At 67.9% G+C, this 11,812-nt stretch carries 13 protein-coding genes; 6 read left to right on the top strand and 7 right to left on the bottom strand.

The genetic code is table 11. From position 1 onward, the window contains the following. Positions 1 to 4 precede the first annotated feature (4 nt). A complete protein-coding gene (locus J2853_RS39600) occupies positions 5 to 826 on the bottom strand; it encodes a nitroreductase/quinone reductase family protein (RefSeq protein ID WP_307566380.1) in 822 nt (273 codons plus the stop codon). A gap of 271 nt (positions 827 to 1,097) precedes the next feature. Then, positions 1,098 to 1,811 (bottom strand): hypothetical protein, encoded by a 714-nt coding sequence (locus J2853_RS39595; RefSeq protein WP_307566378.1) that lies wholly within the window; start codon positions 1,809 to 1,811, stop codon positions 1,098 to 1,100. A gap of 277 nt (positions 1,812 to 2,088) precedes the next feature. Between J2853_RS39595 and J2853_RS39590 the strand changes: the two genes are divergently transcribed. Then, the gene (locus J2853_RS39590) at positions 2,089 to 2,628 is read left to right on the top strand and encodes a DUF1062 domain-containing protein (RefSeq protein WP_307566377.1); all 540 of its coding nucleotides are present in this window, start codon (positions 2,089 to 2,091) and stop codon (positions 2,626 to 2,628) included. A 76-nt stretch (positions 2,629 to 2,704) separates the two neighbouring features. Here J2853_RS39590 and J2853_RS39585 read toward each other — a convergent pair whose 3' ends face one another. Next, a complete protein-coding gene (locus J2853_RS39585) occupies positions 2,705 to 3,589 on the bottom strand; it encodes an NAD(P)-dependent oxidoreductase (RefSeq protein ID WP_307566375.1) in 885 nt (294 codons plus the stop codon). Positions 3,590 to 3,638: 49 nt separating this feature from the next. Here J2853_RS39585 and J2853_RS39580 point away from each other — a divergent pair, with 49 nt between their 5' ends. Next, on the top strand, positions 3,639 to 4,046 hold the full coding sequence (locus J2853_RS39580) for a MerR family transcriptional regulator (RefSeq protein ID WP_307566373.1): 408 nt from the start codon (positions 3,639 to 3,641) through the stop codon (positions 4,044 to 4,046). A 32-nt stretch (positions 4,047 to 4,078) separates the two neighbouring features. Here J2853_RS39580 and J2853_RS39575 read toward each other — a convergent pair whose 3' ends face one another. After that, positions 4,079 to 4,909, bottom strand: a complete 831-nt coding sequence (locus J2853_RS39575) for a MarR family winged helix-turn-helix transcriptional regulator (protein ID WP_307566372.1) — start codon at positions 4,907 to 4,909, stop codon at positions 4,079 to 4,081. 149 nt (positions 4,910 to 5,058) lie between these two features. Here J2853_RS39575 and J2853_RS39570 point away from each other — a divergent pair, with 149 nt between their 5' ends. Then, positions 5,059 to 6,135, top strand: coding sequence for an epoxide hydrolase family protein (locus tag J2853_RS39570; RefSeq protein WP_307566370.1), 1,077 nt, complete (start codon positions 5,059 to 5,061; stop codon positions 6,133 to 6,135). A gap of 237 nt (positions 6,136 to 6,372) precedes the next feature. Here J2853_RS39570 and J2853_RS39565 read toward each other — a convergent pair whose 3' ends face one another. Both J2853_RS39565 and J2853_RS39560 read right to left on the bottom strand, forming a co-directional pair. Next, complete coding sequence (locus J2853_RS39565) at positions 6,373 to 7,092, bottom strand: ABC transporter permease (RefSeq protein WP_307566368.1); 720 nt, start codon at positions 7,090 to 7,092, stop codon at positions 6,373 to 6,375. 40 nt (positions 7,093 to 7,132) lie between these two features. Then, positions 7,133 to 8,017, bottom strand: a complete 885-nt coding sequence (locus J2853_RS39560) for an ABC transporter ATP-binding protein (protein ID WP_307566366.1) — start codon at positions 8,015 to 8,017, stop codon at positions 7,133 to 7,135. Between the two features lie 135 nt (positions 8,018 to 8,152). Between J2853_RS39560 and J2853_RS39555 the strand changes: the two genes are divergently transcribed. From J2853_RS39555 to J2853_RS39545, 3 genes are all read left to right on the top strand, one after another. After that, the gene (locus J2853_RS39555; protein ID WP_307566364.1) at positions 8,153 to 8,320 is read left to right on the top strand and encodes a hypothetical protein; all 168 of its coding nucleotides are present in this window, start codon (positions 8,153 to 8,155) and stop codon (positions 8,318 to 8,320) included. Positions 8,321 to 8,439: 119 nt separating this feature from the next. Beyond that, on the top strand, positions 8,440 to 9,579 hold the full coding sequence (locus J2853_RS39550; protein WP_370879556.1) for a sensor histidine kinase: 1,140 nt from the start codon (positions 8,440 to 8,442) through the stop codon (positions 9,577 to 9,579). After that, complete coding sequence (locus tag J2853_RS39545; protein ID WP_307566362.1) at positions 9,576 to 10,178, top strand: response regulator transcription factor; 603 nt, start codon at positions 9,576 to 9,578, stop codon at positions 10,176 to 10,178. Before J2853_RS39550 ends, J2853_RS39545 begins: the two co-directional genes overlap by 4 nt. Positions 10,179 to 10,731: 553 nt before the next feature. On the opposite strand, the gene J2853_RS39540 is transcribed toward J2853_RS39545, so the two are convergent. Continuing rightward, positions 10,732 to 11,715: a GlxA family transcriptional regulator gene (locus J2853_RS39540; RefSeq protein WP_307566360.1), complete on the bottom strand. Its 984-nt coding sequence runs from the start codon at positions 11,713 to 11,715 to the stop codon at positions 10,732 to 10,734. Positions 11,716 to 11,812 lie beyond the last annotated feature (97 nt).

Genomic DNA, 11,812 nt, shown 5'->3' with positions numbered 1-11,812 from the left:
GACGTCAGGCGAGGTCGAGAATCGGAATCAGTTGCTCCTCCTCATACGTCAGATGCGCTTCGAGCTCGTCGACGAGCCGCTCGACCTCGGCCCGTACCTTCAGCGGATCCTCACCGGAAAGGGCCTGTTTCAGCTCTTCCAGGAGTACGGTGATGCGCTCGTGTTCCTTGGCCAGCCGTTCCAAGGCCGGAGCGAGTGAGGGATGCCGTTCGGCCAGGCCGGGGAACATCATGGTGTCCTCGCCCGTGTGGTGATGGTGCAGCCCCTGGCAGACGGTCAGGCAGTTGATCCTCAGCTGCACGCCCAGGCCTGGCCGTCCTGAATCGGACAGCTCCTTGCGGATCAGCGCGAGTTCGCGGCGGAAGCCGTCGTGCACCAGCTTGAGGTACGCACCGCCCGACGGCGCGCTGTCCCGGGGCGGACCGGTCACGCGAAGTGCGACGACCGGGATGGTGCGCATCGTCTCGGCCTGACGGTCGGCCCAGCCGGGGTCGTCTTCCACCGCGCGGGCGAACGCCGCGTCACGCTCGGCGCCATCCAGGACCTCCGCCGCGACGTCGAAGATGAGGACGCCGGTCTCCACGGTGGCGCGGGGGTCGGCCCTCAGGTCGTCATACCAGGCCCGGGTGTCCGGTGCTCCCCCGGCGAAGGCGACGACCAGCATGCCCTCGGCGCCGTCGGGCAGGTAGGCGAGCGGGGTCGTGCGCGGCTCGCCCGAGCGGGCGCCCGTAGTCGTGAGCAGGAGCGGTCTCGCTCCCTCGAAACGGCCACCGACGTGGCCGTTGTTGGCGCGGAACTCGTCGATGATCTGCTTGTCGAAATGCATTCTTCTCCATTGGTGGTCACTGTTGTGCCGTACTGAATGGAGAAGAAGACGGCGGACCGCGTGCCCGCCCGGCGATCAAACGTCAGCCGGGCTGCTCTCTGGTGCGTGGCCCAAGGCCGACCCGGCAGTCACGAGGGTCACGCTACTTCATCAAGATATTTTCCGCAAAAGTGACATAGCTGTGTTCCGGCCCAGCTCATGAACGAACCCGATTCGAAAACTCTCAAAACGACGAGATCCCGCCCGATCGCAGTGATCAGCCGGGATCCCGTCACCTTCGGTCCGGCGGCAGCAGAGCCGGTTGGACGGCGGCGAGCAGTTCGAGCATGGGCTCGCTCGTCTGCCTGGCGAAAGCCGCCTCGACGGCGGCGGCGGCCGGCCCGCCGGTGAGCCAGGCGAGGACCTGCCGGTAGGCGGGATCGCCACGGTTCCAGAAGGCGTTGGTCAGACGCCGGTCCGACATGCCGGTCAGGACGAAGTCGTACAGGTGGGTGATCGTGGCGTCGGTGTCGAGCCTGCCCCAGGCGGTGAGACAGGGCGTCAGATCCATGCCGGTGGAGGCCAAGGCGCACAGCACGGTGTCGGGCGGGGGATGAGCCGGATAGTGGAGCAGCGTCTCCTGCCACCAATCACGCAGAAACTCCGTCACGGCATCACGCTCGTCAACCGGCCAGGCCAGCCAGTCGGCAGCGGCGAGTTTGCCGAGGACGATTTCGGGATCGGGATAGCCGAAGGCGTCCGTTGCCGCGCATTCGAGCAGGCGCGGCAGGAAGTAGCGCAGCTCGGCGACGCCGCCCCAGGTGGTGAGGGCTTTGGCGGCGTAACGAGCCAGCGCCTCGGCCCGCACCGATTCCACCGGGCCGGCCAGAAGGCACCGTTCCTCGTCCGGCTCGACGCAGTGCGGACAGCCGTCCATGCGCTCTGGCCTTGGAACGTGTCCGAACACGTCGTACATCCGACGCTTGGATGCTTCCCACCCTGACATCGGCCCATTATCAGCGAAAGCGATGGGGGCGGGGGGCACCCGACACGGGCTCTCCGAACCCTCCCGCTGACGGCGGTCGCGAAAACGGATGGATCCCGTGGATGGTGATCGCCTAGCGTGGATTCTCACCCCAACGTGAGGACTTCGCGCGCATGACGCCCCCTGCTCTTTAGACCTGACACTTCCCTGCGCATCGGTCGCCGACGACGCCGTCGGCTCTGTTTTCCGTGCTCTTCGTCAGGTCTTCAGAGAGATCATGTATTCACATCCTCATACCGTGCTGCCCTGGGCCGTACGGCGCACCCGCCTGCCCCTGCTCGCCCTCCAGTGCGTGGTCTGCCCTTCCGGCCACGCCACCGTCGGCGACGGCAGGTTCCGCGTCAACGCCAACGGCAAACTTCTCGATGTCTGGCTCCTGGTCAACTGCGTTTCCTGTGACCGGACCGGCAAGCTCACCGTCCACGATCGCGTCCCGGTCCGCTCGCTGCCCGCCGGCCTTCTGGCCGGGTACTCGGCCAACTCTCCTTCCCTCGTCGTGGACACCCTTCTCGACCCGTTGATCGCCCGGCGCAACCGGTTCGCGCTCGCCTGGGACGGGTGCTGGGAACTCCACGCACCTCCCGTTCCCGAGGATCCGTGGCCCCTTCAGATCACGGTCACCTTCGACGATCCCGTGCCGGTCCGTCCCGAACGGCTCATCGCTCATGGACTGGGCATCAGTCGTAAGGAGATCACTCACAGAGTGAAGATCGATATCCCGCTGAACCGCAGGACGAAACAGGATTTCTCATTCGTCCTGGTGTGGTCGGTGCAGTAGGTCCGGTTTTTGGTGCGACGCTCTCCGCCACGGCGGAACACGGCACAGCCGTGTTCCGCCGCGGCGGGTCGACGCGTCAGTCGTTGCGAGGTTTGCCGAACTCTTCGATCAGCACGGGATACTGCTCCCCACCGTGTCCGGCGGCGATCGAGCGGTCGGCCATCGCCTTGATCAACCTCGGTAGTTCGGCGTTGACGCCCACCGCCTCGCTCTCGTTGATCAGGTGTGCCATCGCCCGCGCGTCGGTCTCCAGGGCCGACACCTCGGCCGGAAAGGAGCCGCTGTCGATCTGCTCGGCATAGCCGGGCAGCCACTCGGCCACCCCGGCGGCGATCTGCCGCGCGAACGGCGCGTACGTGGCGGCGTCGACACCGGCGGTCCTGAGCAGGGCGGTGCCCTGCAGCCAGGCGTTCAGAACGCTCCACATCATGGCCAGGCCGGCCACGTCGTACAGGGACGCCAGCCCATGGTCCGCGCCAAGGTAGGTGACGGTGCCGAGCGCGTCGAGCGTTGACCGGTGCGCCTCGAAGTCCGGCCGCGGCCCGCTGTGCAGAATCACCGCCTCGGCGGTCCCGATCGCCGGCGGGACGGCCATGACGGCGCCGTCCAGGTAACGGGCGCCGCGCCGCTCGGCCCACCGGGCGGCTTCCCGGGCCTGGGCCGAGTCACCCGAGGTCAGATTGACCAGCGTCGTGCCGTCCAGCTCGATATCGCTCGCGCCGAGCAGCTCGTGCACGGCCTGGTAGTCGGTGACGCAGATGATCGTCAGGGAACCCGCCCTGAGCGCGTCGCCGACCGTTGGCGCCGGTCGTGCACCCTCGGCCACCAGCCGGTCGGCCTTGGAGGTGGTGCGGTTCCACACGGTTGTGGGATGCCCGGCTTTCAGGAACGCGCCGGCGAGTGCCTGGCCCATCAGTCCGAGTCCGATGACCGTCACGGGTGTATCGGTTTTGTTGGTCATGGCAACATCGTCAACGTTGATACCGGTGTGAAGGTCAAGTGAGGTTGCGATGCTGATCGGAGAACTGAGTCGCCGGACGGGCGTCAACGCCCATCAGTTGCGCTACTACGAGGCCCAGGGCCTGCTGGAGGCAGACCGCGGCGCGAACGGCTACCGCGAGTACGACGAGAACGCCGTGCTGCGGGTGAAGCAGATCCGGCACCTGCTCGGTGCCGGCCTGTCCTCTGAGGACATCGCGTATCTGCTGCCCTGCGCGGTCGGAGAGGCCCCGGAGCTGCTCGGGTGTCCCGAGTTGCTGGCCGCGATGCGATTACGGCTGCGGCGACTGGACGAGCAGATGGACCGGCTCGCTCAGTCCCGCGACGCTCTTGCCGGCTACATCGACGCGGCCGATCGCATGGCCGGCGAGAGCTATCCCCCCTTCGACGATCCCGACCATGAGCCCGTCCCCGCCTGAGCGAGTATCCGGACAGCCGGCATCCGCCCGGCCTACGGCAGGAGCGCGGTGAGCAGGGTGCGGAGGTCCCGGGTGCCGTCGGGGCCGAGGATCTCCTCGATGTCGTGCTCGACGCCGCGCATCGCGTCGCGGACCGCGGGGATGCGGGCGCGCCCGAGGTCGGTGAGTTCCAGGGCGTAGCGGCGCCGGTCGTGCGGGTCCTGGCCGCGGACCACGATCCCGGCCTGGACAAGTTCCTCGATCAGCGACGCGGTGGCCGGTTCGGTGAGGTGCAGGTACCGGGCGAGTCGCTGCTGGGGGCAGGGACCGAGCCGCTCCAGGGCGGGCAGCAGGCCGAAGTGCCGGGTGCGCAGGCCGTAGTCCTCCAGCCGGTGGTCACCGAGCCGGCGCAGGCGGTAGTGAGCCTGGGCGATGAGGTGTTCGGTGCTCGGGATGGTGGATCGCTCGTCGTGGGCGACCAGCCTGCCGAGCAGCTCGTTGAGGCGATGCCGTTCCGGAGGGGTCAGCGGGGCGGTGAGCCGGGCGTCGCGGTCGGCGGCGGCCTGGCGCATGTCCTTCAGGGCGGCGCGGCCCTCGTCGGTCACCGACAGGACGTAGGTGCGGCGGTTGGCCGGGTTGCGGGTCCGGGTGACGTAGCCGATCCGCTGGAGCCGGTCGAGCAGCTTGACCATGATCGTCCGGTTGATCCCGAGGCGGTGCGCGAGGTCCTGCTGTGAGGGCGCGTCCTCGTCGGCCAGCATGTCGAGCACCACGAAGTCACGGGACTGCGCCCCCTCTTGCACGGCCTCGGCCGTGATGCCGGTGAAGACCCTGCGCAGCAGGTGACCGAGGGTCGCGTGCAACGGCCCGGATTCCTCGTCCACGCGACCTTCCCACCGATCGGACACAGGTCCCACCTCCCTGGCCAAGCCTATGGTCAGGAAGTTGATATAGCAACTCTCTGATAGTTGGATAGTTGACGGTTGAGAAGGTGCGTATTACCGTCGGTGCCCTCAGAGCGAAAGAGATGATCATGATTAAGCCCTTCCGGATCGACATCCCCCAGGCCGACCTCGACGACCTGACCGACCGGCTCTCCCGCACCCGCTGGCCCAACGAGGTCGCCGACGCCGGGTGGGATTACGGCTTCCCGCTGGCACGGCTCAAGGAGCTCGCCGAACACTGGCGGACCAAGTACGACTGGCGCGAGCACGAGGCCAAGCTCAACGAGCTTCCGCACTTCACCACCGAGATCGAAGGCCAGAACATCCACTTCGTCCACGTCCGGTCCGCGAAACCGGACGCGCTCGCGCTGATCCTCACCCACGGCTGGCCCGGCTCGTTCCTGGAGTTCCTCGACGTGATCGAGCCGCTGTCGCGCGACTTCCACCTGGTGATTCCGTCCATCCCCGGCTTCGGGTTCTCCGGGCCGACCCACGAGCGCGGCTGGGACACCGTCCGGGTCGCCCGGGCCTGGGCCGAGCTGATGCGCCGCCTGGGGTACGAGCGCTACGGCGCGCAGGGTGGCGACTTCGGCGCGGGCATCTCCATCGGGCTCGGCGCGGTCGCGCCCGAGCACGTCGTCGGAGTGCACGTCAACTACCTGCCGACCCGGCCGGACCCCGACGTCGAGGTGTCCGAAGCGGACGAGGCCCGACTGGACAAGATCAGGCAGCTGATGGCGAACCGGCCGCCGTACCAGGCACTGCAGGCGCTCACCCCGCAGACCATCGGCTACGCGCTGACCGACTCGCCGGTCGGCCAGCTGGTCTGGATCGCCGAGCGATTCGCACAGTGGACCGACCCCGCCACGCCGGTCAGCGACGATCGGATGCTCACCGACATCTCGCTGTACTGGCTGACCGCGACTGCGGCCTCCTCGGGCCGGTTCCACCACGACACCCCGCGGGGGAGCCGGCAGCCGTGCCGGGTGCCGCTCGGGGTGGCGGTGTTCGCGCACGACATCACGCAGTCGGTGCGACCGCTGGCCGAGCGGCTGTACGACATCAGGCACTGGTCGGAGTTCGAGCGCGGCGGCCACTTCGCCGCGATGGAGGTGCCCGGACTCTTCGCCGACGACGTACGGACGTTCTTCCGCGACCTGCGGTGACCGGCGTGCGCAGTCGGACGAGTTCGGCCGGCACCGGCAACCACGGCGGATCGGCGCTGGTGGGCGCCGGCAGCGGCTACGCGACGTACCGCTGTCCATCGTCATCCTGCTCGAACTCGGCAACGCCTGGGCGCTGGCCCCCGCCGCGGCACACCGGAATCGAGGGGCACATGATCCACAACACTCACCCGTTTGGTCGCGTCATTCGCGCCCGCGGATGACGCGCACCGGGAGCCGTCATCGGCGCGGCTCCCAGCGAAAGATCCGGGAAGCCAGCGCGACGGCGACAACGACCCAGCTCAGGGTGGGCGCCAGGAGAATCAGGGAGTCCGCGAGAGAGGCGCCGCCGTTCCAGGCGTTGAGGACCAGTTCGGTGGCCGAGCCGCCCGGAAGCAGCCGTTTGAGCAGGGTGAGCTCCTCAGTGCCGGAGATCCCCACCCAGCTGACCACGGCGATGGTACCGAGGCTGATGGGCAGCGTGGTCACCTGGGCGTGTTCGGGGGAGTCCGTCACTCCCGCGGTGGCCAGTCCCAGGCCGAGCATCATGGTCACCATTGAGAGGACGGCCGCCGCCAGGAGAAAGACGTTGTCCGGCTCGCCGGTGACCACCGCCAGCACGGTCATGATCACGGCCACCTGGACCAGCGAGATGACGGTGATCGGGAGGAGCAGCCCGCAGAGGATGGCGCTGTCGCCCGCCGCGGTGGAGCGCAGCCGCTTGAGGAAGAGGTTCTGCCGGCGTGAGGCCAGGGTGGTGACCGCGGTGGTGTAGAGCCCGAACGCCCCGACGGTGAACATGACCACCGCCGCGATGTATCCGAGGCTGCCCAGGGCCGCGAAGCCTTCGTGCTGGTAGATGAAGACCGCGCTGACCGCCACGGGCATGATGAGACTGGTGACCAGGACCAGCCGGTTCCGGAAGAGCTGGACCAGCTCGCTGAGAGCGATTGAGAGCATGGCGAAGGCCTTTTTCTTGGAAGGTGTTCCGGGAGTGGGTCTAGTCGCTGCCGAGGGCTCGGAAGACGTCGTCGAGCCGGGTCGGTCCGGCCTGGAGTTCCCGCAGTTCCACCGCGTGGTCCTGCGCCCAGCGGAGCAAGGTGTGCAGGTCCTTCTGCAGGCCGAAGGTCTCGATGACGAACTTCCCGTCGCTCTCGCGCGTGGCCTGCAGCGGCAGCTCGGGTACGGACGCCGCGAGGGAGAAGCGGATGGAGGCCGGCAGCGTCCGCGTCAGCTCGGAGACGGTCCCCTCCCGGTAGAAGGCGCCCTTGTGCATGAGGCCGATGCGGTCGGCGCGCTGCTGCGCCTCTTCCAGGTAGTGCGTGGTGAGCACGACGGTGGAGCCGTCCTCGCGCAGCTTGTCCACGACGTCCCACAGGTCGTCTCGGGACTGGATGTCCAAACCGGTGGTGGGCTCGTCCAGGACGATCAGCTCAGGCGTTCCGTACACGGCGGTGGCGAAGTCCAGGCGCCGTTTCTCGCCACCGGAGAGCTGGGCCACCTTGGTGCCGGCCTTACGAGTGAGATCCACAACGCCGAGCACGCGTTCGACCGTGTCCGTGCGCCGGGTGAGTCGTCCGATCAGCCGGACCGACTCCTTCACCGTCAGGTCCGGCGAGAATCCGCTCTCCTGCAGCATGATGCCCATCCTGGGCCGCACGGCGCGCCGGTCGCGCGGGCTCTTCCCGAAGACCCGCACGGCGCCCGAGGTGGCGGCGCGGTGGCCTTCGATGATCTCCAGGGTCGAGGTCTTGCCCGCCCCGTTCGTGCCGAGCAGCGCGTAGAGTTCCCCGCGCTCCACCTGGAAGGACAGGTCTTTCACGGCATGGAAGTCGCCGTAGGTGAGGTTCAGACGTTCAACGTCGATGACCGGTGTCGAGGACATGTCATCGATCTCAGCAGCCGCCGCACTCGCCGGGCAGTGCGACCACGTCATGACCTCGCCATGACATTTCCCGGGCGAATGTATGACGCAGCGTCACTGGTGTCACCATGAAGCCAGGAGAATGATGAACGTACTGTGCCATTCAACCCCGGCGAGCCACCCATGGACTCCAAAGCCTCGCGCGTTCCGCCGACGATCAACATGATCGTCTTCCTCGTGGCCTGCGCGGCGTTCTTCCTCCGCCACCTCGGTGTCGGCCTTTCGCCTGACCGTGTGACGTCGCGGCCGGAGAACGACCGGTGACCGACGTGGACGACCGCGACCCTCGGCGTGGCGAGCGCTTCGGCGATCCCGCCGCTCAGCCCGACGGCTCCGCGGCCGAGCGGGGACCGGTGAGATCGACCTGGGTCGAGTCACACCTGATGCCCAAGTACGCCAGGACGACGCGGGGACGGCTGAGCAGGCTCAATATCATCATGTTCCTCCCGCTGCTCGCCGCCGTAGGGGCGCTGCTGGTGGCGACGGACGCCGAGACCTGGTGGCAGGCCGTTGTCCTGGGGCTGGGCGTGGTCGCGGCCCTGGTGGCCTTCGTGAAATGGGCGGCACGCGACATCTCCCGCGTCGCCCTCCCCTGCCTGATCGTCGCCGCGGCCGTATGGGCCCTCGGAGCGCTGGTGATGGGCCGTGAAACGGCGTTCTACGGCATCTCGATCGTGTGCTCCCTGGCCGTCTCCCAGCTACCGCGCCACCGAGGCCGGGTGGCCCTGGGGGTGATCGCCTACATCGCCGCGGTAGGCGCGACGAGGCTGCTGGTGACACAGGCACCCCTGTCCGGCGCCCTGATCTCATACGTCATCGTCCCCGTGGGTGTCACCGCGGTGCTGACCGGCCTCATGTTCCCCAACCAGAGGTTCTACGGCCTCGTGGAGGAACTGGAGGAGACACGAGAGCGCGAAGCCGAGCTGGCCGTCATGCGAGAGCGCATGCGTTTCGCCAGCGATCTGCACGACATCCAGGGCCACACGCTGCACGTGGTGAAACTGAAGATCGCGCTGGCCCAGAAGCTGATCCACAGCGACGCCGAACGAGCGGAGCAGGAACTGCGCGAGGTGCATGCCCTGGTCAGCGACACCATCACCCAGACCAAAGAGCTCGCCTACGCCCAACGGCGGCTCAACCTGTCCGCGGAGCTGGAGAACGCGAAGAACCTCTTCGAGGCCGCGGGCATCCGCGTGCTCGTCGAGCGTGAGGCCGAGGTCGACGCGCACGCGGGCGAACTGCTCGGCCAGGTCCTGCGGGAGACGACGACCAACATCCTGCGGCACGCGCAAGCCGAGCAAGTGCGCATCACCCTGTCGGAGTCGGGCATCGCCATCGTCAACGACGGCGCGCAGGACGCTCCGCCGCCCGAACTACGGGGGCTCGCCACACTCAGGGAACGAGTCGCGGGCAACGGAGGCGAACTGACGGTGGAGCAGAAAGACGGGCGTTTCCTGACGGCCGCGGCATTCCCGCACGGCCGCTCGGACACCGCCCTCCAAAGCGGGAAGGACAACCGATGACCACCGTGGTACTCGCCGACGACGAGGCGCTCCTGCGCAAAGCATTGGCGGCGCTGCTCCCCCTCGAAGGCGAGATCACCGTCCTCGCCGAGGCGCAAGAGGGTGCGGCGGCCGTCCAGGCCACGCTGCGGCACCAGCCCGACGTGCTCGTCATCGACCTGGAGATGCCCGGGATGGACGGGCTCGATGCCGTCGCGGAGATCCGCCGTGCGCGGCCGGAGCAGGTGATCCTCATGCTGACCCGCCATGCCAGGCCCGGAGTGCTGCGCAAGGCACTGAAACTCGGAGTCCAGGGTTTCGTCAGCAAGTCCGCGGAACCGGCGCACATCGTCTCGGTCATCGCGACCCTGCACGAGGGCAAGCGATGGATCGATCCCGATGTCTCCGCCCTCGCCGTCGTCGACGACTGCCCGCTCACCGACCGCGAGATCGACGTGCTGCGAGCGACCCGCGAAGGGTACTCGGTCGCCGACATCGCCACCCGGCTCCACCTGGCGGAAGGCACGGTGCGCAACTATCTCTCGAACGCGATGCAGAAGACCCAGACCCGGACCCGGCACGAAGCGGCGCGGTACGCGCGTGAGCATGACTGGCTGTGAGCGCCGACGGCGCGGTGCGCCCATGTCCCGTCCGATCGCTCGATCGGACGGGATCTCCTCAGCCGTTCTTGAGCCACCTCAGGAACGGCTCCTGGTGAGGTGTTCACGAGTGGGCCCGGCCTGTGATGGAAGAGCCACCGGGGAGATCGCTTCCCTGTTCGCAATGCACCGATGATAGAAGTCAAGGACGGTAGTGGGGGTTGTCCATACAGTCCCCGAATTTCTCCGTCGCGGCGTCGTAGGGACGTGCTCCTTTGATGAACCGTCCTTCGACTTCAGCAACGCGTCCGTGTGCTGCCCGAACAGATCGACCGGCTCTTGCATGCGCAGTACGGCACCGGTCAACGACACCTGATCGACCTCCGGCTCGCACCCCATCGTCCACCCCCCATACAGCCCAGATCGCGACGAAGACCTAGATCATGCTCGATACGGCCCCTGAGAAAATCGAGCGGGCGGCGAACAGTCGCCTTGCCATAACGCCCCGCGGAGGCGTTACGGCTGCGCCGGGCGCGTCGGGATGCACCAAAGCCTCCAGCGATCCCGGCGCGGTTCAGGTTGAGGCGCTGGTCGAGAAGTGTTGCCGGTATCGCTCCGGGGTCGTGGTCAGGTGCCGGGAGAAGACCCGGTGCAGTGTCTCGCCGTGTTTGTAGCCGACCGTCCTGGCGATGGCGCCGACGGTCAGGCCCGTCGTCTCCAGCAGGCGGCGGGCCGCCTCGACACGCAGGCTTTCCACGAAGGCGCCCGGGGTGCTGCCGGTTTCGGCGCGGAAGGCACGGGCGAAGCTCCGCTCGCTCATCCCCGCCCGCCGTGCCAGCACGGCCACGCTCAGATCTTCTCCCAGGTGGTCGGGCAGCCATTGCTGTACAGCCCGGATCGCCGGGGTCCGTGCGGGCTGCGCACGCAGTTGGGTACTGAACTGTGCCTGGCCCCCGGGCCTTCGGGTGAAGACGACGAACCAGCGGGCGATCAACTGCGCCACCTCGGTGCCGTGGTCGTCCTCGACCAGGGCCAGGGCGAGATCGATGCCGGCGGTCACCCCGGCCGAGGTCCACCGGTTCCGGTCGCGCACATAGATCCGGTCCGGTTCGACGAGCACGCGCGGGAAACGCTCGGCGAGCAGCCGGGTCGACCACCAATGTGTCGTCGCACGGTAGCCGTCGAGCAGCCCCGCCGCGGCCAGGAGCAGCGAGCCTGCGCATACCGAGGCCACGCGGCGCGACCGCCGGGCGAGTGCCGGAAGCTCCCGGACCACCTCGGCGGACACCGTCGGGTCGAAGACCCCGTTGCCGCCGATCACGATCATCGTGTCGATCTCGTCGTCGCCGGACGCCATCTCCCGCAGCGAGTGCTCGACCTGCACCGTCAGGCCGTTGTCGACGGTGATGACGCCGGCACGCGGCGACGCCGTCACCAGACGGTAGAGCGTGGTTCCGGTCGCCGTGTTCGCCGCACCGAAGATGTCCATCGGACCAGCCAGCTCGATCAGCTGAATGCCGTCGTAGACCACGAGGACAACGGTGCGAAGCGCCGGCATGTCCCTATTTTGGCAGCTATCAAGGGCATTGCCGTAATTCGGCATGACGGTCGCACGCGTGTGATCGCGGCGGAACAGCTCTCCCGGTGAATCACCA

Source organism: Streptosporangium lutulentum, from assembly GCF_030811455.1.
GTDB classification, from domain to species: domain Bacteria; phylum Actinomycetota; class Actinomycetes; order Streptosporangiales; family Streptosporangiaceae; genus Streptosporangium; species Streptosporangium lutulentum.
This window is presented reverse-complemented; position numbering and strand designations above follow the sequence as displayed.

What these genes read in the sequence shown, in the direction of transcription:
- J2853_RS39550 (WP_370879556.1), top strand. Translation starts at nt 8,440, where the DNA reads ATGCCCAAGTACGCCAGGACGACGCGGGGACGGCTGAGCAGGCTCAAT.
- J2853_RS39570 (WP_307566370.1), top strand. Translation starts at nt 5,059, where the DNA reads ATGATTAAGCCCTTCCGGATCGACATCCCCCAGGCCGACCTCGACGAC.
- J2853_RS39545 (WP_307566362.1), top strand. Translation starts at nt 9,576, where the DNA reads ATGACCACCGTGGTACTCGCCGACGACGAGGCGCTCCTGCGCAAAGCA.
- J2853_RS39540 (WP_307566360.1), bottom strand. Translation starts at nt 11,715, where the DNA reads ATGCCGGCGCTTCGCACCGTTGTCCTCGTGGTCTACGACGGCATTCAG.
- J2853_RS39585 (WP_307566375.1), bottom strand. Translation starts at nt 3,589, where the DNA reads ATGACCAACAAAACCGATACACCCGTGACGGTCATCGGACTCGGACTG.
- J2853_RS39580 (WP_307566373.1), top strand. Translation starts at nt 3,639, where the DNA reads ATGCTGATCGGAGAACTGAGTCGCCGGACGGGCGTCAACGCCCATCAG.
- J2853_RS39595 (WP_307566378.1), bottom strand. Translation starts at nt 1,811, where the DNA reads ATGTCAGGGTGGGAAGCATCCAAGCGTCGGATGTACGACGTGTTCGGA.
- J2853_RS39565 (WP_307566368.1), bottom strand. Translation starts at nt 7,092, where the DNA reads ATGCTCTCAATCGCTCTCAGCGAGCTGGTCCAGCTCTTCCGGAACCGG.
- J2853_RS39560 (WP_307566366.1), bottom strand. Translation starts at nt 8,017, where the DNA reads ATGTCCTCGACACCGGTCATCGACGTTGAACGTCTGAACCTCACCTAC.
- J2853_RS39600 (WP_307566380.1), bottom strand. Translation starts at nt 826, where the DNA reads ATGCATTTCGACAAGCAGATCATCGACGAGTTCCGCGCCAACAACGGC.